Annotated in this window: 16 protein-coding genes; 7 read left to right on the forward strand and 9 right to left on the reverse strand. The window is 46.4% G+C overall.

Annotation, left to right across the window (positions count from 1 at the left end; genetic code table 11):
• Window positions 1–19 precede the first annotated feature (19 nt).
• The 4 genes from CPIN_RS39520 (at window position 20) to CPIN_RS34175 (ending at window position 7,010) form a co-directional block, all read left to right on the forward strand.
• On the forward strand, window positions 20–4,894 hold the full coding sequence (locus tag CPIN_RS39520; protein ID WP_083781185.1) for a PKD domain-containing protein: 4,875 nt from the start codon (window positions 20–22) through the stop codon (window positions 4,892–4,894).
• Between the two features lie 52 nt (window positions 4,895–4,946).
• Window positions 4,947–5,984 (forward strand): PorP/SprF family type IX secretion system membrane protein, encoded by a 1,038-nt coding sequence (locus tag CPIN_RS34165; protein WP_012794464.1) that lies wholly within the window; start codon window positions 4,947–4,949, stop codon window positions 5,982–5,984.
• A 66-nt stretch (window positions 5,985–6,050) separates the two neighbouring features.
• On the forward strand, window positions 6,051–6,521 hold the full coding sequence (locus CPIN_RS34170) for a redoxin domain-containing protein (protein ID WP_012794465.1): 471 nt from the start codon (window positions 6,051–6,053) through the stop codon (window positions 6,519–6,521).
• A 138-nt stretch (window positions 6,522–6,659) separates the two neighbouring features.
• Window positions 6,660–7,010 carry a T9SS type A sorting domain-containing protein gene (locus tag CPIN_RS34175; RefSeq protein WP_187294724.1) on the forward strand — a complete coding sequence of 117 codons (351 nt, stop codon included), beginning with the start codon at window positions 6,660–6,662 and terminating at the stop codon, window positions 7,008–7,010.
• 84 nt (window positions 7,011–7,094) lie between these two features.
• Here CPIN_RS34175 and CPIN_RS34180 read toward each other — a convergent pair whose 3' ends face one another.
• Entirely contained in the window at window positions 7,095–8,267 is a 1,173-nt protein-coding gene (locus CPIN_RS34180; RefSeq protein WP_012794467.1) for a class I SAM-dependent rRNA methyltransferase, read from the reverse strand.
• 147 nt (window positions 8,268–8,414) lie between these two features.
• Between CPIN_RS34180 and CPIN_RS34185 the strand changes: the two genes are divergently transcribed.
• The 3 genes from CPIN_RS34185 to CPIN_RS34195 all read left to right on the forward strand — a co-directional run bounded on the left by CPIN_RS34185 (window position 8,415) and on the right by CPIN_RS34195 (window position 11,291).
• Complete coding sequence (locus tag CPIN_RS34185; protein ID WP_245552056.1) at window positions 8,415–8,993, forward strand: nucleotide exchange factor GrpE; 579 nt, start codon at window positions 8,415–8,417, stop codon at window positions 8,991–8,993.
• Window positions 8,994–9,058: 65 nt separating this feature from the next.
• Complete coding sequence (gene dnaJ, locus CPIN_RS34190; RefSeq protein WP_012794469.1) at window positions 9,059–10,228, forward strand: molecular chaperone DnaJ; 1,170 nt, start codon at window positions 9,059–9,061, stop codon at window positions 10,226–10,228.
• 115 nt (window positions 10,229–10,343) lie between these two features.
• On the forward strand, window positions 10,344–11,291 hold the full coding sequence (locus tag CPIN_RS34195; RefSeq protein WP_012794470.1) for a class I SAM-dependent methyltransferase: 948 nt from the start codon (window positions 10,344–10,346) through the stop codon (window positions 11,289–11,291).
• A gap of 5 nt (window positions 11,292–11,296) precedes the next feature.
• Here the strand turns inward: CPIN_RS34195 and CPIN_RS34200 are convergent, their stop codons facing one another.
• From CPIN_RS34200 to CPIN_RS34235, 8 genes are all read right to left on the reverse strand, one after another.
• Window positions 11,297–13,063: a YfbK domain-containing protein gene (locus CPIN_RS34200; RefSeq protein WP_012794471.1), complete on the reverse strand. Its 1,767-nt coding sequence runs from the start codon at window positions 13,061–13,063 to the stop codon at window positions 11,297–11,299.
• Window positions 13,064–13,361: 298 nt separating this feature from the next.
• Window positions 13,362–13,907, reverse strand: a complete 546-nt coding sequence (gene hpt / locus CPIN_RS34205) for a hypoxanthine phosphoribosyltransferase (RefSeq protein ID WP_012794472.1) — start codon at window positions 13,905–13,907, stop codon at window positions 13,362–13,364.
• Window positions 13,908–13,929: 22 nt separating this feature from the next.
• Window positions 13,930–15,789 (reverse strand): glucosaminidase domain-containing protein, encoded by a 1,860-nt coding sequence (locus CPIN_RS37315; RefSeq protein WP_012794473.1) that lies wholly within the window; start codon window positions 15,787–15,789, stop codon window positions 13,930–13,932.
• Between the two features lie 36 nt (window positions 15,790–15,825).
• Complete coding sequence (locus CPIN_RS34215; protein WP_012794474.1) at window positions 15,826–16,470, reverse strand: O-methyltransferase; 645 nt, start codon at window positions 16,468–16,470, stop codon at window positions 15,826–15,828.
• Between the two features lie 36 nt (window positions 16,471–16,506).
• Window positions 16,507–17,205: an LOG family protein gene (locus CPIN_RS34220; protein WP_222838171.1), complete on the reverse strand. Its 699-nt coding sequence runs from the start codon at window positions 17,203–17,205 to the stop codon at window positions 16,507–16,509.
• A gap of 733 nt (window positions 17,206–17,938) precedes the next feature.
• A complete protein-coding gene (locus CPIN_RS34225) occupies window positions 17,939–18,520 on the reverse strand; it encodes a hypothetical protein (RefSeq protein ID WP_012794476.1) in 582 nt (193 codons plus the stop codon).
• A 185-nt stretch (window positions 18,521–18,705) separates the two neighbouring features.
• Window positions 18,706–19,731: a PorP/SprF family type IX secretion system membrane protein gene (locus CPIN_RS34230; protein WP_012794477.1), complete on the reverse strand. Its 1,026-nt coding sequence runs from the start codon at window positions 19,729–19,731 to the stop codon at window positions 18,706–18,708.
• 4 nt (window positions 19,732–19,735) lie between these two features.
• Window positions 19,736–23,428 carry a DUF7948 domain-containing protein gene (locus tag CPIN_RS34235; RefSeq protein WP_012794478.1) on the reverse strand — a complete coding sequence of 1,231 codons (3,693 nt, stop codon included), beginning with the start codon at window positions 23,426–23,428 and terminating at the stop codon, window positions 19,736–19,738.
• Window positions 23,429–23,649: the final 221 nt, after the last annotated feature.

Raw genomic sequence — 23,649 nt, forward strand, 5'->3', positions numbered from 1 at the left:
GCCCGGCCATATCCGGAAAATGAGACACCATTACCTAAGCCAATTTAAGCACTTCCTCCTTGCCACAGCATACATGGTTGTGTTCCTCCTGCTATGCGGTGCTAAGACACAGGCACAAAATACCGTAGCTTTTACTGCTGACAACTGGAGTGGTTGCGGTGCAGCCTTCGTTCAATTTGTAAATCAGTCTACACCCGTTGGTACCGCTTCATGGGACTTCGGAGACGGGGGAGCCAGATCAACTTTATGGAATCCCAGCCGAACATTCAACAGACCTGGTGTTTTCAACGTTGTACTGACTGTTACCTTTCCAAATGGACAAGTCAGCAGCACCCAACATGTTGTAAACGTCTATCGCAGACCCAATGTTGTCTTTACCGCTACTCCTACCACCGGATGTACGCCACTGACTATTAACTTCCGCGACCAGTCATCAGCAGGAGATGGTACGATTACAGGTATCAGCTGGGATTTCGGGGACGGTACCGGCGCCAATGGCGCTACCGCCAGCCATACTTATAACAAAGGCGGCGGCATGATTGCTACTTCCATTGTGACCAACAGCTTTGGTTGTACCTCCAGTGCCGAACAGATTCTGGATATCAAACCTACGCCACAGGTTTCCTTTACCACTAATACACAAGGGGGCTGCCGTACACCGGTAACTGTCAACTTCACCAATACCACTACCATGAACACTGCCGGACCAGTACCGACAGTGAACTACCTGTGGGATTTCGGAGATGGTAGTACCAGCACCGACATGCACCCTACGCATGATTATACCACCACCGGCAATTTCTCTGTAAAACTGACGGCATCTACTGCTGATGGCTGTACCCAGACCATCAACATGCCTGATTATATCAAGATTGCTACTATGCAGGCGGATTTCAACATCCTGGAAAAAACCTGTACCGGTACCAACATTACTTTTAGAAACACTACATTACCAGCACCGGTATCTGCAACCTGGACCTTCTCTGATGGTACGGTAATAAACGCGGTAAATGCGGTAAGAAGCTTTGCCGCCGCCGGTAACTATACCGTTACCATGCACGCGGTAACACAGGATGGTTGCGATGCGCTGGTGACCAGAAGCTTTACTGTTTCCACACCTCCTACTGTCAATTTCACCATGAACCCTACATCTGCCTGTGCGGTTCCCGTGAATATCCAGTTTACCACTACCAGCACAAATGCAAATGGCTGGGCATGGACTTTCGGAGATGGTAGTACGGCTATTATCCAGAACCCGCTGCACAATTTTACCACGGAAGGCGTCTACCCGGTAAAAGTAGTGGCCAGTAATGCTTCCGGCTGTCTCGATTCAGCCATCAACTCCATTACCATCAGAAAACCTGTACTGACCATCACGGGTCTCAACCGCGGGTGTGTACCTTTTGATGCCAGTCTGACTGCCAACATTGACGTGGCAGATCCGATCGTGTCTTATGACTGGGATTTCGGTGACGGCGGATCTTCTACCAATTCAGTCGGCACACATACCTACACCGCTCAGGGTAACTATGTAGTGCGACTTAACATTACTACCAGAGGTGGTTGTACACAAACTGCCACTTACCCGATCAGGGTAGGTACCCCGGTAATACCTGATTTTTCTGTGGATAAGCCCAATGGTTGTCAGCCGACTATATTCAACTTTACCGACCTGTCCAGACCACAGGTGCCTGGTATGACCTGGCAATGGACATTCGTAGAAAACGGTGCAGCCAATGGCGGTTCTTCTGTACAGAATCCATCTTATGTATTCACCACTATCGGTACACATGACGTGATCCTGACGGTAGATAACAACGGTTGTACACGGACCATTACTAAACTGGCCTTTGTGGAAGTATACCCACCTGCCGCCTTCTTCACTATTGCTGATGTGGATTGTAGCAGACCGCTGACACGCGTATTTACAGACGCTACGGCCTGGGGTACGACTCCTACACCAAGAAGTTATTCGTGGGATTTCGGAGACGGTACGACTGACAATACGCCAAATCCAACGCATACATGGGCGAATGAAGGCACTTATACCGTCGTACTGACCGTGGACAACGGTAGCTGTACGTCCACCTATTCTACTACGGTAAGGATACTGAACGACAAACCATCCATCACTGTTGATCAAAATGTGATCTGCCGTGGCACCACTGTAAATTTTGCTACTACCTCGCTGATACCTGGTCTTACGACCTCTTACCAGTGGACCTTCGGCGATGGCGGTACAAACGCCGGTTCACCGACACCAGCCTATACTTACAGTCAGCCGGGTACTTATAAAGCAGCGCTGACTACCGTAGACATCTATGGTTGTACACACGTATCAGATTCTCTCACGATCGATGTAAATGGTTCTGTTGCAGCATTCTCCGCTTCCGCACGCCGATGCAGAGACACTTCCATTACGTTCACCGATGAATCTACCACCCGCGCCGGTAATACCATCACTTCCTGGACATTTAACTTTGGTGACGGTACCCCAAGACAGACATTTATTACACAACCAGTGGCTATACCGCATAGCTACGGTGTTATCAATAACTATCCTGTTACACTTATTGTAACTGACAATACCGGTTGTACGGATTCTATTACGCATGTCATCACCATTGACAACATCGCCGCAAAATTCAGTGCACCAGATAGCATTGCCTGTCTGAATACACCGTTCCGATTCAATAACGAGTCTATTACAGAACCGCTGACTTATGCATGGCAATTCGGAGACGGTGGTGTCAGCACAGACAAAAATCCAACGCATACCTATACTATACCTGGTACTTATACGGTGATACTGGATGTTACCAGCACCACAGGTTGTACCGGCCATATTGAGACAAAAGACTTCCTGAGAGTGCCTAATCCGGTAGCTGACTTTGAGGTACCTGCTGTAGCAGGTGATATTTGTCCGCCGGTAAAAGTGCAGTTCACCAACCACTCTTCCGACTACGTGAAAGTATCCTGGTCATTCGGAGATGGCAGCAGTTCAGATGAAGACAATGCTTTACATAACTATATCAGACCTGGTAATTTCCCGGTAACCCTGACGGTTTACTCTGAAGGCGGATGTGCCAGTCCGACAGCAGGACCTAAGAACATTTCTATCTCTGGTCCGGATGGTAGCTTCTCTATTTCCCAGGAAAGAGGTTGTGTACCATTAACTACTTCTATGACAGCTGTTTCTCCGACCGCACAGAAATTCATCTGGGATTTTGGAGATGGATATACCGTGACGACGACGACTCCTGCATCACCTTCTTACACTTATACACAGCCAGGTATTTATTTCCCGGCTGTATTGCTGGAAGACCAGAGAGGATGTACCGTACCGGCTATTGGTAATCCGAAAGTCGTTGTAGATCAGATCAAAGCCGATTTCGGATATGACCTTTCGAACGCTTGTGACGGAGGTATTGTACAATTCTCGGATTCAACAAAAGGCGTGTCTATTGAAGATGGATCTCCGGCTACTTACCTGTGGGATTTCGGTATTCCGGGTCGTACAGACGATGTGGGTACAGGGCCTAATCCAAGCTTCTTGTATGATGCACCGGGCACTTATACTGTGAAAATGATCGTGACCAGTTACTATGGTTGTGTGGATGAAATAACGAAGACCCTTATTATCGAACCGAATCCATATCCTGAAATTGACTCTGTACCACCGGTATGTGTGGGTACGCCGATTCAGTTGTCAGGACGTGAAATCAGGAATCTGCCCGGAACGATCTGGAACTGGACGACCAATGGACAGGATTATCCGGGACAGGTACCGGATTCGGTTACCTATGACCAGCCAGGCATTTATCCGGTACAACTGACGATTATCAGTGCAAAAGGCACCTGTAGTGCAACAGTGACAAGGGATATTACGGTAGCGCCTTATCCAACCCTTACACCAACACCGGCGGAATCTTCGATCTGTCGTGGAGAATCGGTGAACTTGCGGGTATTTACAGAACCAGGAGCCGATATCACCTGGACCAACTATAACATTTCAGATCCAAAGAGCGCTACCCCGGTAGTTACACCTGATATAGATACCACTTACCGTGTGACGGTGGTGAATGCGACCGGTTGTGCGGCAAAAGGCAGTGTGAAGATCAGTGTGTCTCAACCATTTACCATACAGGCAAGTAATGCAGATATCTGCGAAGGCGGTTCCGTACAGTTACATGCCAGTGGCGCTGTAAGTTATAAATGGTCGCCGGAAACAGGTCTGGACAAATCTGATGTGGATAACCCGATGGTAACCCCGGAATCCACTATCAGCTATCAGATCATCGGATATGGTAATGACAATTGCTTTACGGATACAGCTACAGCTACGGTAACAGTACATTCCGCGCCTATTATCAATGCGGGAGATGACCTTTCCGTGCCGGTAGGTACGACAATACAGTTGCCGGTGACCGGTAGCACCGATATTACGAAAATCGAGTGGACGCCGGCGGCAAGCCTGAGTTGTGCGGACTGTCTGACACCGACAGCTTCTCCAAGAGAGAATACCACTTACCTGATAACGGTGACCAATGCATTTGGTTGTACGAGTTCGGATGATGTAACGGTAAACCTGGTATGTTCTTCCGGTGTGGTGTTCCTCCCCAACACCTTCTCCCCTAACAATGATGGACAGAATGATCTGTTCTACATCAGAGGTAAGGGTATCAAAGTGGCGAAATCATTTAAGATATATAACCGTTGGGGACAACTGGTATTCGAAAGGACCAACTTTAACATAGAGGATCCAACTTACGGCTGGGACGGTCGCATGAACGGTCAACCGGCAAATCCGGATGTCTTTGTGTATGTAGCAGAACTGATATGTGATTCCAATGAAGAATTTATGTTAAAAGGAAATGTGATGCTGATCAGGTAGTAACCTGTCAGCATCCCCCTCCAGCATCCATATGACTATTAAACTTGCCAGCATGAGAATGACTTGTAGAAAATTGTTAGTGGCACTGTGCCTATGCAGCACACAAACACTGGTCGCGCAGGATATACACCTGTCCCAGTTCTATGAGACTCCAATTTTACGTAACCCGGCCCTGATCGGTTTATTCCATGGGGATTACCGTATCCAGGCCGTATACCGGAATCAGTGGAACAGTGTCACGATTCCTTATCAGACAGGCGCTTTAAGCGCGGAGCTGAAATTTCCTGTAGGCAATAGTGAGGACTTTGTCACGGCGGGACTTCAGTTCACCTATGACCGGGCAGGTACTGCCCGTTTACAATCTGTACAGGTATTGCCAGCTGTCAATTACCACAAATCCCTGAGCCAGGACAGGAACATGTTCCTCTCTGTGGGCTTTACGGGCGGTATTGTACAGCGGCAGTTCGACCAGAGCAAAGTGACATTTAACAACCAGTATACCGGCGGACAGTTTGATCCGACGGCGCCTACCGGCGAGGAAGGCCGGCTGGCCCTGAGAGGATATTCCTACCTGGATGCCGGAGCAGGTCTGAGCTTTAGCAGTAGTCTCGGAGAGAATGAAGACATTAATTATTATATCGGAGCGGCTATTTTCCACTTTAACCGGCCAAAGCTGTCCTTTTATAAAGATGCGACGGTCGCGCTGGATCCAAAGTTCACGGTCAATGCCGGTATTACCCTCCCTTTACAGGAGCGTCTGAAACTGATCGCACAGTATAATGAGATTCATATGGGAACCTATGCGGAGTACCTGGGAGGTGCGTTACTGGGTTATAGCCTGTATGACGAGGGGCTGGAAAGTACCCGGGCATTTTACGTGGGCGCCTATATGCGTTACAAGGATGCGATCATTCCTTCTTTCCGCCTGGATATGGAAAAATATGAGGTAGGGTTCACTTATGATGTGAATATTTCCAGTCTGAAACCGGCTACCAGTGGTTTTGGCGGCTTTGAGGTGTCATTGGTATTCAAAGGATTCCTGAACAGCCGTAACAGCACAATGGATGCTGTACACTGTCCAAGGTTCTAAACTTGTGTACCAATTGCTATCTTTACACCGACTTGATAAACTCATAACCTTTATAACGAATAACAGATGAACGTAACAGTTGGCGCAAAAGCTCCCTCTTTTTCACTGCTGAATACCGAAAAACAGAAAGTATCCCTGGAAGACTTCAAAGGTCAGAACCTGGTAATCCTGTTTTTCCCATTGGCATTTACAAGTGTATGTACAGCAGAACTCTGCAGTATCAGAGATAACATCGGTACTTATAACGACCTGAATACAGCCGTTGTAGGTATTTCTGTAGACTCTCCTTTTACCCTGGGTAAATTTAAGGCTGAGCAGAACCTGAACTTCCCGTTGCTGTCTGACTTCAATAAAGACATTTCTCAGGCATACGGTGCATTTTACGAGAATTTCGTCCTGGATCTGAAGGGTGTATCTAAAAGATCAGCGTTCGTGGTAGACAAAGAAGGTGTTGTCAGATATGCGCAGGTGTTAGAGTCAGCAGGTGACCTGCCTGATTTTGAGGCAGTTAAAAACACGCTGAACGGCCTGCAATAAAAAATAACCGGAAGCGTTAAATTTTTTCAAAAAATAATGGCAAGCCTTCTTATTTGGCTTGCCATTTGTTATTTTTACATAAGACGATATTGTGGAATAAATCAGGTGATATTTGAAAAAATCTTTATCTTTGCGAGTATGTGGAAAACCTCTACACTCTTATTTTCTTGCTTCTTTTGCCTATTATCCCTCGTAGGAAAAGCACAAAGCGCCAAAACCACTCCATTCTCCGATGGGGGTAGTAAAGTCGTGAAAGCATATCCCAATCCAGCTAGTAGCAGGATCAATTTCGAATTACAGAACAATAACGAGCAAGGATATGAGATTATTGTATTCAATTTTCTCGGAAAGAGGATCGATCAGATAAAAAATCTGAACACACGTACTACGGTTGAACTGGATAAATATTATAGTGGTCTATATATTTTCCAGTTGAGGGACAAACAGGGAAACCTGGTGGAGTCCGGAAAGTTCAATGTCGTCAAATAATATGACTAAATAAATTCTCCTCTAAAGGATATAAAAAAGGGCTCGTTTTTACAACGAGCCCTTTTTCTTTATTGGTACCCCCCATTACTGTACTTCCACGATCAGGAATTTCAGGTAGGTGGTATTTTCAATATTCCACAAGATCGGGTGATCCTGTGCCTGTGTCTGGAAGGTTACCTGACGCAGTTTCTTTTTAGCATCCTTGGCTGCCATATCGATGATCTCCAGGAAGAGGGACGGCGGCACCAGGTTGGTACAGGACGCAGTCACCAGGAAGCCTCCCGGTTTCAGCAGCTTCATACCACGCAGGTTGATCTCTTTATAACCAGTGATGGCTTTCTGGATATTCTCGCGGCTTTTGGTAAAAGCTGGCGGATCCAGGATCACGGTATCAAACTTCTTCTCTTCACGGGTCCACTGCTTCAGCACATCAAATGCGTTCACTGCCTGGAACTTACAGATATCCTGCAGGTTGTTCAGCTCCGCATTTCTGCGGGCAGTGTTAACGGCATGTTCAGAGATGTCCAGTCCGAGTACGCTTTTAGCGCCATAGTGACCAGCATGGCAGGAGAAAGTACCGGTATAGCAGAATGCTTCCAGTACATCCGCACCCTTCACGATATGCTGAATAGCGCGGCGGTTATCCTGCTGATCCAGGAAATAGCCTGTTTTCTGGCCATTTTCGATATCTACATGGAATTTCAGACCGTTCTCATTGATAATAACATTGGTATCAAAAGGAGCGCTCAGGAATCCTTTCTGCTGTTCCAGACCTTCCAGTTCACGTACCGGAACGTCGTTACGCTCGTAGATGCCTTTTGGAGAGAAGATCCTGTTCAGGGCGTCCACAATGGCGCCTTTCCAGCGGTCCATACCCAATGCCAGTGTCTGTATTACGAAGTGGTCATTGAACTTGTCAATTACCAGTGCCGGCATTTCGTCGGCCTCTCCGAATACGAGACGGCAGTTTTCCACATATCCCAGCTGCTGACGGTATTTCCAGGCTTTCAGCAAACGACGGTAGAAGAATTCCGCGTCAATCTGCTCGTCTTTGTCACGGGTCAGCAGGCGTACCAGGATCTGTGACTGGGGATTGATGTATCCTCTACCAACAAAGAATCCCTGATGGGTAAATACATCTACCGTATCACCGGCTGTTACAGGCCCTTCGATCTGTCCGACTTCATTCCCAAACACCCAAGGGTGGCCCTGCAGCACACGGTTTTGTATCTTTTTCTTTAAAAAAACTTTGGTCATTACAATTTTTTCCAGGCTGCAAAGGTAGGACAATTCAGAATTACGCATACGGGAATTACTGATGCGGGCGTTCTTGTGTCAATTTGTCTCCTTTTCCCGGCTTGGCAAGTTAATTGTCTGGTGTACCTTTGCAGACAATATTACTTCATGACAGAAAACAAAAACGATATGCAGACAAACGGACAGGACACCGAAAATGGTAAAGGCATGCCGGATATTAACGCTGAAGAGAACCTGGGCGGCACCACAAACCTTAACGATGCCTTGGCGGATGAAAGCGAACTGGATAAAAAACAGCAGGAGCTGAATGAAATGAGGGATAAATACCTTCGTCTGGTTGCAGAATTTGACAATTTCAAGAAACGTACTGCTAAAGAACGTATCGAGCTGATGCAGACTGCCAACAAAGAGGTAATCATCTCGTTACTGGATGTACTGGATGATAGTGAACGTGCCACAAAACAAATAGAAAGCGCCGCTGATATCAATGCCGTAAAAGATGGCGTTGCACTGGTTTTCAATAAATTAAAGTCGACCCTGCAAGCTAAGGGCCTTAAACCTATGGAGAGTTTGCACACCGAATTTAATCCCGATCTCCACGATGCCATCACTGAGATTCCCGCACCTTCTGAGGATCTGAAAGGAAAGGTGATCGATGATATGCAGAAAGGATATTACCTGAATGACAAATTGATACGTCACGCCAAGGTAATAGTGGGAAAATAGGTGACGATCTGACAGAAATGCTTTTCATTAACCATGCCGGCAATTTGCCGGCTTTAGTGTGATATATGTCTACCAAAAGAGATTACTACGAAATACTGGGTGTTGCCAAGTCCGCTTCCCAGGATGAAATCAAAAAGGCTTACCGTAAGGTAGCCATGCAGTACCATCCTGACAGGAACCCCGATAACAAAGAGGCGGAAGAAAAATTCAAGGAGGCAGCCGAAGCCTATGAAGTATTAAGCGATACCGACAAACGGGCACAGTATGACCGTTTTGGTCATGCCGGAATGGGTAACCGCGGTGGCTTTGGCGGCGGCGGCGCTGGTATGAACATGGACGATATCTTCTCCAACTTCGGAGATATTTTCGGAGATGACATCTTTGGTAGCTTCTTCGGTGGTAACCGTGGCGGCGGTGGTGCCGGCGGAAGACGTGGCAGAGGTACCCGTGGCTCTAACCTGCGTGTTAAGATCAAATTGACATACGAAGAGATCGCCAAAGGCGCCAACAAAAAGATCAAGGTTAAAAAATACGTTCCGTGCAGCCATTGTAGCGGCCTCGGAGCAAAAGATAAAAATGCCTTCCAGACCTGTGGTACCTGTGGTGGTTCCGGTCAGGTAAGGAAAGTAACCCAGACATTCCTGGGGCAGATGCAGACTGTAACTACCTGTCCGACCTGTCACGGTGAAGGTCAGACCATTACCAGCAAATGCGGTCACTGTAAAGGTGAAGGACGCGTATACGGTGAGGAAATGGTGAATATCGACATCCCTGCAGGCGTACAGGAAGGTATGCAACTGAGCCTGAGCGGCAAAGGTAATGCGGGTGAAAGAGGCGGTGCTCCCGGCGACCTGCTGATACTTATCGAAGAGGAACCACATCCGGAGCTGCAACGCGACGGCCTCAACGTTGCCTACGATCTGTACATCTCCTTCCCTGATGCAGTATTTGGCACTTCCCTGGAAGTACCGACCATCGATGGTAAAGCGAAGATCAAGATACCTGCCGGTACCCAGAGCGGAAAGATCTTCCGTCTGAAAGGCAAAGGCTTCCCTTCCGTAAACTCTTATGAGAAAGGTGATCAGCTGATCCATGTAAACGTATGGACGCCGCAGCAGGTAAGTGGTGAAGAGAAAGCATTCCTGGAAAAGGTACAGTCATCCGACAACTTTAAACCAAACCCGGAAAAGTCTGAAAAAGGCTTCTTCGAAAAGGTAAGAGATATTTTCAGCTAAGTACTTTGTACTTTACACTTTATAGAAAGCTGTCCGCCGAAAGGTGCGACAGCTTTTTTCTTTATCATTTCCCCCTGCTAAGCTTACCTTTGCACTTTTACTTTTTACAGGTTACATGTTCGATCCTTCCAAATTACAGATGCTAGAGAACCGGCTGCTAAAGGTGTACAAACACCTTCGTAAAACCGCACGCCGGCAGAATATCACCTGCTTCCGGGTATATGATGACGATATTCCAGAATTCCCATTCAGTATTGAACTGTATGAGGACCATATCTATGTAGCGGAATACCATCGCCAGCATGGTATGGATGAAGAGGCACATGAAGAATGGCTGGACCTTTGTCTGGAAGTGATCTCCAAAGTACTGGAAGTACCCCTGGAAAAGATATTTGTCAAGCAACGCCAGCGAAAGGCGAGCAGACAGGAACAGTATGAAAAACTGTCCTTCGAAAGTCATGAAATGGTGGCGAATGAAGCCGGGCTTAAATTCAAGGTAAATCTCTCGGACTACCTGGATACAGGTCTTTTCCTGGATCACCGTATTACCCGGGGTATGGTAAGAGAGCAATCCGCAGGCAAAAAGGTACTGAACCTCTTCTGTTATACCGGCTCCTTTTCTGTATATGCAGCGGCAGGTAATGCGGCACAGGTGACTTCTGTGGATCTGTCTAAAACCTACCTGGCCTGGGCAGAGGAAAACATGAAGCTGAATGATTTTGACGTCAGCAAACACCAGTTTGTACACGCCGACGTACTGCAATACCTGGATACGCTTCCTGCTGAAACATTTGACCTCGTTGTGCTAGACCCGCCAACTTTCTCAAACAGTAAACGTATGAAGGAGTTCCTGGACATCCAGCGGGACCATGTCAGCATCCTGAACAAAGTACTGGCGGCTACCAGACCAGGCGGTGTCATTTACTTCAGTAATAACTACCGTCGCTTTGTGCTGGAAGCAGACCGTATACTGGCTTCCGAGATCAAAGACATCACTTCGCAGACCATCCCTTTCGACTTTCAGCAAAAGCTGATCAGAAAGTGCTACAGGATCGTACGCTAAGGGTATTACTTCTCTAAATTTTTTGATTTTTTCAGGTCTTTCAATAATGTGATGAACTCCCGGCGGTATCCTCCGGGATCATCACCTAAGGAACGTCTGGCGATATCCATCACCATATCGCAGGAACCGCTGCCTTTATAACCCGATTTTCTGAGCAGCATCCCCATCAGAGCCACGGCACTGGCAAAACGGAAATCATCAGAAGACTGCTGAAAGGTGGTAAAAATGTCCGGTACCTTATAGAATAGCCTTTTTATGGTAGTGTCTGTCGTTTCCCGGTAAGCAAGATGTACAGCAGCCAACATGCTGTCGGCAGGCATAAGTCCTTTTTGCGGAACGATTTCATAGATAGCCACCGCACAATGTCCGGCGCCAATAATCCCCCCTCCTATCTGGCTGGCAGAATCATCATCTTTAATCACTTTATTCTCATATCCTATCAGGCGGTAGGACTTTACTGTACGCGGATTGAACACCACATCTGCCTGTACATCCCTGGCTACGGTAAACAGGGTACTGCCAAACTCACGCGCAAAGATCTTACTGGCTTCTTCCAGGTTATCTATATAGGCAAAATTGCCATTCCCCTTACTGGAGAGTGTCTCTAACTTGGAATCTTTATAGTTTTTCATTCCAAATCCGAGACAGGTGAGCAATACGCCGGTTTCTTTTTTACCCAGGATCAGTTGTTCCATGTCATGATCACTGGTCTGGCCTACATTAAAATCACCATCCGTTGCCAGGATCACCCGGTTATTACCCTCTTTAATAAAGTTCTCTTCTGCGATCTGATAGGCCAGTTTAATGGCAGCTTCACCTGCAGTTGCCCCACCGGCACTGAGATAGTCAATCGCATTCAGGATCTTACTCTTTGCGCTACCCGGAGTACTCGGCAGGATGACACCAGGTACGCCTGCATAAGCTACGATAGCGACATGATCATTGCTACGCAGATTATTCACCAGGATACGAAAAGCGGCCTGTAAGAGCGGTAGTTTATTCGGCATTGCCATAGAACCGGAAACATCAATCAGGAAGACAAGATTACTGGGCGGCAGACTATCCAGATTCACAGATTTTCCCCGTACGGCGATCTGTAACAAACGATGATCTTCTGCCCATGGACAGGTAGCATAGTTACTGTAAATAGCGAGGGTTTGTCCGACCGGTGGTAAGGGATAGCTGTAATGGAAATAGTTGACCATTTCTTCTATGCGCACTGCATTCGCAGGGATACGTTCTTTCAGTTTCACAAAACGGCGGATATTACTATAGGCAGCCCTGTCTACGTCTACTGCAAACAGGGATGGTATCTGAGTTTCTGCTGCGATGAATTTGTTTTCATACAGTGTACCATATGTTTCATCAAAAAAGGCCCGTGTACCCATCAGGGCATTGCCGTAATTGGGATTAGACCCGTTGGAAGAACGCTCACGGGCAATTGCCTTGGCCTTTTTCACTGCATCTTCTGCGGGATCTTCCTGGGCATTCATTTGCACGAGCATACGACTGTAAGCTCCCGCAGATAGTTGTTTGGGAAAGTATTTGCTGTGTTGGAACAATAATGTTGCGTCCTGAGAGGGCACCGCAATCCGAAAAAGCCCGTACTGATTGGTAATAACCCTGGCGGTATCATTGACGACAGTGACGATCACTCCTGCAAGGGGATTATGAGAGATGCTATCTTCTACGGCCCCTGATATCCATATCTTCTGAGCGCTCCCAGGTACAAGGATAATTAAGCTGGCCAGCAGCGTAAGGAGCCTTTGCATCAGTTTTGCATCAGTTGAATATAAATATAAGAAATTAAGAATTAAGAATTAAAGATTAAGAATTGGCGTATAAAGATGTCCTCTGGTGGCTCATTAGCGATAAATAAGACTGGTTTGAAGTACTATATCAAATAAAAAGGGGGCTTCAGCTATTGAAACACCCCTTCCGGTTCATCTATTTAAAACTGGTTATTACCATGCGATATTCACAACTGAATTCGCTGCATTCCAATTCTTAATTCTTAATTCTTAATTCTTAATTCTTAATTCTTAATTCTTAATTCCTAATTCCTAATTCTTAATTAGTGGTCTCCACTAATTTGTAGATCTCCGGCAGATTCCTTCCTAATCCATCATAATCCAGTCCGTAACCCAGCAGGAATTTATTCGGTACGGAGAAACCGAGATAATCGATCTTGATGGGATGCACCATGGCTTCCGGTTTTGTCAGCAAAGCTGCTACCATCAGCTTTTTAGGCTGCTGGTGTTCCAGCTGTGGCAGGAACTGGCTCAATGTCTTGCCGGTATCCACGATATCTTCCAGGATCACTACGGTACGACCATACAGGTCTTCGTCAAGACCGATCGCCTGCACTACATTACCGGTAGATTTCATGCCTTTGTAGGACGCCAGTTTAATGAAAGATATTTCCGCATCAATAGTGAGGTATTTGAACATATCAGCGGCAAACATGAAGGAGCCATTGAGAATGGCAATGAACAAAGGTTTTTCACCTTTCAGATCATTGTTTAGCGCTGTAGCTAATTCCTTAATGCGCTGTTGTAACTGATCAGCGCTGATGTAAGGTTCAAACTGTTTATCATGTACCTGGATAACTGACATGCGATTCCGATTTACGATTGTTTTAGATTTTGCCGACTAAAAGTCGTTGTCCTATTTTAATATCAAATGATTCAAGGTGATTCCACTGCTGTAGCTGTTCAACCGTTACACCGTAACGTTTAGCAATGGCGTAAAGTGTTTCTTTTGTCTGCACTTCATGGTACAGCGAGTTGCCTTCCCTGATCGGTCCTTTTGTTTCCGACGGCGGCGTAGCTGGTTGCGCCGGCGTTGTAGCAGGAGCAGGCTGTGAGCTAACCGGTTGTACAGGGGCTGCAGGAGTTGTTCCTGCAGGACTGGCTGGTTCTTCCACTGGCGGAGTATTGGCCGGACGGGAAGTATTGACAGGCTGCGCAGGTGCTGTTTGTGCAGGTGTTGTACTGGCTGGTGTTGTTACCGGCTGCGTCTGTACAGGCGGAGCAGGCTCCGTATTGGAAGGAGTTGTATTCTCTGGTCTGGAAGAGGACACAGGTTGAGATGCCACAGGAGTTGTCTGTGCTGGTTGTGTACCTGTTGGTGTCGTCTGCGCTGGTTTGGTCTGCGCTGGAGAAGATGGCTGTGTGTTGGCAGACTGCGTTGGTTGCGTACCTGTTGGTGTCGTCTGCGCTGGCGCGGATGATTGCGTAGTTGCAGGCTTTGAAGCGGCCGGCGTACCCTGCGCAGCGGTACCGTTAGTTTTCACATCCCCGATCTTTTTGAGATCATCCATCATTCCTGCCGGTAATCCACCCTGTGCAGCAGCCTGTTGCTGGCGGCGTTCTTCATCTGCTTTCTGCATAGCCATTTCTTCCTGGCGCTCTCTTTCAATCTCCGCCTTTACATCATCCATGATCTTTCCCGGATCCAGATCGCCTATGGTAGGATCTTCAGGAGGCGGATTTTTACCCAGCTTAGGCGCTTTATTGGCATATCCTTGTAATGCCAGTCTTTCGCCTGCTTCAGGCTCCTGTCCTTCCTTCATCTTGTTACGGCGGCGTAACCAGCGAAGCTGTATACCTTCTGTCTGGGCGATGTCATACATCGTCTCACCGGGAGCAACGGTATGGTAGTCATTCTTACCGGATTTAGCTTTTTTCTGCAGGAAGAGGTAGCTGTCTTTCTTCAGCGGATTATCATTCTCCAGGTCATTGTAATGCACCAGGTTTCTGAGTTTGATATCCCGGTCATTGGCCACCTGTATCAATGAAGTACCAGCTGGTACGACGATCACTTTACGGTCATTGATCTGAAAGATGCCTTTAGGCGAATTAGCCGCTGAAACAGCAGAAGGTTTAGTCGTGGAGGCGACAGGCGATGATGGTTTAACAGGTTTGTAACCAACCATTTCCTCTCCTGTCTTGGCGCCGCTGGAACCAGCTTTAGTAACGCCTTCCCCTTCCAGGGTATATTGTTGCAGATTGTAATCTTCAATGAGTTTAATCAGCTGTTGGGGATATGTCGTACTGGTAGCATATCCGGCCTGTTTAAGACCATATGCCCATGATTTGTAGTCTTCTTCCTGGAACTGGAAAAGGAACGCATAACGAGGATTATTTCTCAGAAAGTCTGAATGGTCTTTATAGGAATCGGCTGCAGAGCCGTATTTACGAAAACATTCCTGGCGGGCATCATCATCATATCTTACGCTTTCACCCGTCCAGTTGTTTTTACATTTGATACCGAAGTGATTATTGGAGTTCTGTACCAGCCAGCCGTTACCTGACTGTGTTTCCAGGATCCCCTGTGCCAGCTTGATAGACGCAGGTACGCCGCTGCGCTGCATTTCATCGATGGCAATATCCTTGAACTTCGCAATATACTGCTGCGTCGTCTGGGTTTGTGCCTTCAGCAATGACATGCAGCCCAACAAAAAGCTGCACACTAAAACGGTTCTCCTTAGTTGCATTATGGTGAATTTAATGGGTGTGGTTAGTCTGTGAAGTCAGCCTATCTTCCTTATGATCAGCAGACCGTCTCTCAGCGTGAGCAATAACTGTTCCGCCCTTCCGTCAGCCGCTACTTTTTCGCAGAAACTGATCATTGCTCTGGCATTATTACTTTGTTTTGATGGTTCTTCAAGTGTCTCTCCGTGGAAGAGCACATTATCAGCGAGTACAAATCCCCCGGGACGTATTTTATCCCATACCTGGTCATAGTAGCGCTCGTAACCCGCTTTATCCGCATCTATGAATACCAGGTCGAACACTTCATCCAATCCGTTTATAATATCGGCTGCTTTCCCGATATGCATCCTGATCTTCTCTGACAATCCGGCTTCTTCAAAATAGCGGAGGCACATATCCTCTCTTTCCTCGTTGATGTCGATGGTATGCAGGATACCTCCTTCTTTCAGTCCCTGTGCCAGGCAGATAGCCGAATAACCGGTATATGTACCCAGCTCTAGGATACGCTGCGGCTGTAACATATGGCTGACCAGGCTCAGGAACTGTCCCTGAAGGTGACCACTCAACATATGTGGCTGATCTACCTTCAGGTACGTTTCCCGGTTCAGACGCCTGAGCAGATCTGTTTCAGGACTTGTATATCTTTCTGCAAACGTTTCTACAGCAGCAGGAATTATATCCATGTTGTATAATTTTTGCAAAAATATGTCAATAAATCCTTAGAAGTTGGGCCGTAGCTTATTGGTCGTATAGAATACCCGGAAGTATTCCACCACTTCATCCGCAGTATCAAAGAGTTTCAGCAGTCCGAGGTCTTCCGGATAGATATTACTTTCCTTTTCCATCATTGTACTGCGGATCCAATCCAGCAAACCACTCCAGTATTCGCGTCCTACCAGTACCATTGGGGTATCAGTCATCTTTTTTGTCTGGATAAGAGTCGCTACTTCGAAGAATTCATCCATTGTACCGAAGCCACCCGGCATCATGATAAATCCCTGGGAATATTTGGTGAACATGACTTTACGAACAAAGAAGTAGTCGAAGTGCATGTTCTTATCGTGGTCGATGTAAGGGTTGGGATACTGCTCATGCGGTAGTGTAATATTTACACCTACAGATTTCCCTTTAGCTTCCTGGGCGCCTTTATTGGCTGCTTCCATAACGCCGGGGCCACCGCCGGTAATAATACCAAAACCTTCTTCAGCGAGACGTTTGGCAATATCGTGGGCCAGTTCATAATATCTGCTACCTGCCTTTGTACGTGCGGATCCGAATATAGAGATGCAGGGGCCAATTTTTGCGAGAGACTCAAAGCCATCCACGAATTCAGCCATGATCTTGAATATCTGCCAGCTGGAATGTGCTTTTGTTTCTGTCCAGTCCCTCTCCTTCAAATGCATTAAACGATCGTTCATTACTGAGAGTTGTTTGTTCAATAATTGGGCTAAAATACTGAAAAACTCAGTGGTAACACGCCGGCTTACCCTATAAGTTATTGTCATAATAAGCGTTCTTACAGTCAATTTCTGTGCTGATCCGCAGTCGCATGACCACATCTTTCTACGGTCCGCTTACCGGGATTTATGACAGGAAGAAAGTCAGATTGGAGGAATAGGAGTATCGGCAACGGCCAAAACCTTGCAGCAAGCGGGTATCCAATGGTTAGTTAAAAAGAAGCAGGTAACTTGAAAGAAACCCGCTTAACATTTAACACGTTATGAACATGTAGTTGCCGTTGTTTGACATACCACATAATTTTTATCCATAGCTGGCCATAACGCATAACGTTCAATGCTTTGTTCCCTTCCAAGTTTAGTGATGTAATAATTGTTGCCTGCAATAGCAGTCGTGTACACAGTACAGTGTTTTCATATAACGTGGTTTAGTTTCTCTCACTGGCCCCTTGATTGGGGAGAGGGCCAATTTTAACTTAAAATACAGATAATCTTTGGGAATTCCTAACAAGATAATTACGAATTAAGAATTCGGGTTAGCCAGTTTCCGGAGGTCATATTAACTGCCGGGATAATCACTAAATAAAAAGGGAGGTGCTTTCATGATGAAAGCACCTCCCTTTTATAAAACATTAATATTTATTCAATATAATCGTTGCATCCATTCCGGCTGCATGATCTTCAGGCATCGTTCTTACAGTCCTAGTGACGCTCCTACACGTAAAATCAGTCCATTCTGATAGGGTGACCTGCTATCCTGCAATACATCATACAAAGCCATTATACTGAAAGAAGCCCGGTCGCCTAATGGCTGTGAATAACCTCCTCCCATGAGCAGGCTAGGCACGCCGTAACTGTCTTTTACAACCGTCTTCGGATCGGTGTCGTAAAAAGTGCTTTTCAGACTCACATAGTTATATTCCGGCTGTACATGTACAAAGATGAAATCCAGCGGATAAACACGTCCCCATAAGCCACCGCCAAATATGCTGTATTGATTGCGCTGTCCGGTGTTACCATAGTAATCACGGAAACGCTCAGATCCGTATTGTGCGTTAATTGCCAGACCGGCTGCAAATAACTGAGAAATACGGTAGCCGATCAGCGGCGATACATTAATATTGGTATAATCACCGAATGACAGACCCAGAGAACCTCCAATAATCAAACGGGATGCGTCAAAATTCTTCTTACTTGCGGTGTCTGTTTTATAATACTGCGCCTGCGTCAGTTGAGCGGCTGATAACAGTAAAATACATAACAGTAAACGTTTCATAGTACTGCTCCTTTTAAATGGTTTTATCATCAATCAAAAAATCTTCCTGTTCTATATATTGTTCGAACCGAATTGCTGTTGATCAGCCGGAGTAACCACATATTATTGTGTCTCTTTCTCATTAACAGCTTTAGGGCCTTCTAAGTTCTCTGCAAAATATTTCCTGCAAACGGTCCGGGGGCAGTCTATCTGAACGACGGACAAATAACCGATCTCCGGCCTCCGGAGAAGCTACGGTTGGGATAAAGTCCGGTGTATACGATACCTATCTCATAAGCGCCACGGCGACCATTGAACTGGGCCAGGGAGGATGTGGTAGCGTCATAACTGAACATGATTTTCACGCTCTTTAACTCATATCCTACCAGGAATACAGCCGCATCTTTCATACGATAATAGGCGCCGCCATATAGCTGGTTTTCTCCATCACCGGAAAGATTATAAGCCACGTTACCACCAAATACCGTCTCTGTCGCACCCGCCTGTCTGCCATAATAAGCAGAAGGATTCAGGATCACCATATCACTCATTTTTATGCTGGCGTTCAGGAACCCTATATAACGACGGGGAATCTGGTTGTTACCCTCATAAAAGGATTCTCTTGGTGTATTTACATGTTGTGCAGAAAACCCGGCATTGATGTAAATATTGTCAGTAGGGAAATAAGCGTAGTTCATACCCACCTGCATATCAAAGTAGCCGATGCTGGTCTGACTGAAAGGTTCTGCGGTAGGTACCTGGGCATCAAAGAACTTACCATTCCATTGATCACCGAATGTCAGCTTGGAAACGTCCACTCTCTTACTGGCCGATCCTACATTGAAACCAAGCGATAACAAACTGCTCTGTCCAAGCAACTGGTGATAGGCAATGGAACCATATACTTTGGTGGAGGTCAGGTTGCCGCTACCGGCCACATCTCTCAATATCACACCTCCCACACCTAACCAGCCGTATTCCAGTCTGTCGCGGAATAACTGAAAGTCGCCAAAGGCCGACATTGTTTTATAAGGCACCGGGATGCTGGACCACTGGTTACGGTAGTTCACACCAAGACGGTAGTTTCCGTCCGGAATGAATCCCGTATTAGCAGGGTTGGTCGTAAGCGGAGAGTTGAAGTACTGCGAAAAGTGCAGATCCTGTGCATTACCCTCCAATGCTGCGGCTAACAACATCAGACAACCGGCGATATGTTTTAAAATATGCTTCATATCATCATCTTAACAAGGTTACGCTTCCATTCTTAGTAGCTGAAGTACCATCACTAAACTCTACGTTGATCACAAATGCATAGGCGTCCATAGGTTGAAGCGATCCCTTAAATGTTCCGTCCCATCCTATTAAAGCGTCATTTGTTTCAAATACCATTTGTCCCCAGCGGTTATAAATCTTCATATTGAACCTGGAGATACCAAATCCTCTTACCAGGAATACATCATTGACGCCATCTCTGTTTGGCGAGAATGCTGAAGGAATATCAAACAACGGTATTACGATAGCACTCACCTGCTTGTGGGCTGTATCCGAACAACCCGCGCTGTTTGTGGATATAAGATATACATCATATACACCGGTCCTGTTGTATTGGTATACAGGATTTACTGCTGTTGAGCCATCACCATCCCCAAATTCCCAGAGGAACTTAACCGCGTCCGGAGAAGACTGGTTACTGAAAGTAGTTGGCGTATTCTCTGTCGGTGTAGTAGGTGAATAGGTGAAGTCTGCAGTCGGTGGTGCAAACACAGTGATCACCATTGAGGTATCATCTGTCCTGTTACAGGTATTGTTATCAACCGCCTGCATAGTAACTGTATAGACACCTGGCGTATTGTAAATGTGCACCGGATTTACATCTGTAGATGTACCTCCATCACCGAAATTCCAGCTGAATGTTTCACCACCACTTGTTGTATTCTGGAACTCGATCGTCGCCGGTACGCAGGTGCTGTCAGGTGCAATGAAAGAAGCCCTCACATTCGCAGCCACACGCAATGGCACTGTATCTATTTCAGGTGCATTACAATAGTTGGTATCTACCAGTGTCAGCGTGGCGTTATACACACCTTCTGCCTGATAACGGTGCAGATATGGGAAGTCATTCGGACCTACTTTTACTGTCGGTGTACCATCCCCAAAGTTCAGGTCAAACGAAGTTGAAGTAAATGGTCTTGGCGGTGTAGGTGCTGTGAAATTAAATTGATAACTCAATGCTTCACATGGCGGCTGACGTACCGCTTCCATATCAAAAGTAGCTCTGTCGGTACGGATACGCAGATCCAGGAAAGCCGTATCACATCCGTTACAGCTGGCAGGATCACATTTGACTAATGTTACCCTGTAATTGCCGGCATTCTGATAAGTATGACGGGTTGTATCGGCTGTACCTACTACCGGCGCAGAACCATCACCGAAATTCCAGGTCCATGTCTGTGCCGGTGTACCTGTTGTATCAATGAATTCAATCGTAGCCGGTACGCAATAGTTGGTTCTTCTTTCCAGTGTTTTGATACCTGCTTTTACACCATCCAGATTAAAAGCGATTTTGAGTGCCCCAAGGTTACAGTTTGGCGGCGCACTGGTAGCATAAGCACCCGGGGTGGTCGGATAACGCGGTCTGAAACCAGACTCGGATGTAGGACACCATGCGCAGATACCCTGATAGATTACACCATTACGGTCGAAGCGGCTGGTACCGCCATCTACGTGTTCATAGGTACCGTTACCTCCAAAGTAGCTACCAAACAGGATATCGGTTGCATCACGCTGTAATACGAAGAAGTAAAAATCCTGTGTATCTGTTGTACGCTGCAATGGATTTTTTAATGGCAGACCTCCTGTATTTGAGTTCGGATAATGCAGCTGTACATCGATACCGCCACCCCATCCGGACACATACACGTTTTCACAACGGTCCACCAGGAAGGCCACCGGAGAAATACTTGGTGTCGAAGCGGCCTTACCAAACGTCGTAGAGTATACGAAAGCAGAAAGGTTAGGTTGCAGCTTCGCTATGAATTGTCTTGAATCGTTGTTATAAAATGTTGTAGTCCCTGTTGGTTGAACGATCGGCCAGGTACCTTCTGTCGTACCCATCACATATACAAAACCACGGGAATCGAGCTGGATACCATATACCTGATCTGCTGCAACCGTATTTGCTCCGAGGTAAGTACTCTGTAACAATGTAGCGCCATCTGCACTGACATGCGCAATAAAACCATCACAGATACCACCCCTGTAAGTCCCATACAAAGGATTACCTCTGATCGGGAAGTTGTTACTGGCGGTACCACCTGCCACATATATCGTATTGGTTCCGTTCAAGGCAAGTACGTAAGCAGCATCTTCTCTGCTACCACCGATATAACTTGCCCATAAGAGGTTTGCACAGTTTGGATCTATTTTCAGCAACACACCATCCTGCACGCCACCAAAGGAGGACTGAAAAACCCCTGCTGTAACAGGGAATCTGTCAGAACGGGTACAGCTGGCCACATAAATATTTCCGGCATTATCTATCACCACTTCACTACGGGCATCATCGCCATAGTTACGCAGCAACACAGAAGCACCCAGTGTTCTGTCTTCCCGCATGTTCATACCATCATCTCCCGGACTGGCAACAATCATAGATCCGATAATACCCGTACCGGTTGCATTCAGTTTTGTTACAGCAATATCCCATCCGCCACGTGTACCTACTAATGTCGGTTGTCCGCGGTTAGGTCCCGGATAGTTACCTGAATTAGTCCTGCCGGAAATCACGAGGTTACCTGCCGGATCTACGAACAGACTATGAGGCTGTTCTTTACCGCCACCACCGATATAAGTAGCATAAAGCAGATTACGTCCATTAGAGGAAAACTTACTGATACCAATATCAAATCCACCATTCGCGTAAGTGCTCTGCACAGCGCCCGGTGTAACCGGATACCCCACATTGAACACGATACCACCACCATAGAAGTTACCCGCACCGTCATAAGTAGCGGTGAAACCCCAGTTGTCGGCAGTAGAACCGGATACTGTAGAGAAGATATAAGAAGGATCGATGATCAGGGGATAATTGTCATCATACTTACCGGATACTTTGAAACGCAGTTTCTGACCGTTCAGCACATAAGACACTTTTACGGATACACGCTGATTATCAATATACTGATAAGCAAACGGCATCTGTTCTGTAACAGTACCTACTGAAGTGGTAATGATCAGCTGTTCTTTTTTGATCTCCAGTTTGTCTGCACCGGTGTACTGCAGCTGTATCAGGGAAGGATCTGCTCCTGGCTGCACGATCAGATCATATTTCAATACGGAAGCTTCTGAATAAACCTGCATGTCAATACCGTGATATAAGCCTTTGTAGTTCACTAACTGATAAGACTTAATATTGGACTGCCATTTTGTAGGGTCATTTCCGATAAAGTAGTTGTAATATGTTTCTGACGCTTTTTCAGCAGATATTTCCGGGTTACCTGCGTTCAGAAATGTCACTTCATAAGCATGTCCACGTACTGTGGGAACCGGAACGTCAACGTTTTCTCCACCAGAGTTTTCAGTACTGCCGGCAGCAGCTGAAGTACGTGCGTTGTCATTCCGTGGACTCGGATCATGATGCCAGGTGGTATCGCCACCACCATGGGAATGTCCATGCATTTTTTCAGCGAGTGCGTAACGCTGCTGCTTGTCCTGCAACAAGAACGTAAAACCAGTGCGCTTCAGGAAAGCAGCGCCTCCGCCCATATCAGTCTTATAAAGGAAATCACCATTCCACTGTCCTTTATTTTCTGTGAACTGAAGCGGTTTATTATCGTAAAATTCCTGTACCTGCGCCTGTGCACTAGCCGTCACGCCTGAAAACAGCGAAAAAAGGAAAGCTAAGCAGCCTATAGGGAAAGTAAAATTCAACGGAGTAGATTTAAAATGTTTATTCCTAGTTCTTTATCACTATTATAATACGTAATAACGCAGACGACGGTACATTTGTTACCGCAATAACAGCGCCAATTCACTTTGCAATGCAGTTTTGCAGTTCATCTTTGCAGTATCATCCCCAAAAACACCGGCATTAATATAGATGGCGGAAACGTGCCGGAGTTTAATAGAAGTCTATATACTAATTAACCGGG

The organism is Chitinophaga pinensis DSM 2588, from assembly GCF_000024005.1.
Classification (GTDB): Bacteria; Bacteroidota; Bacteroidia; order Chitinophagales; family Chitinophagaceae; genus Chitinophaga; species Chitinophaga pinensis.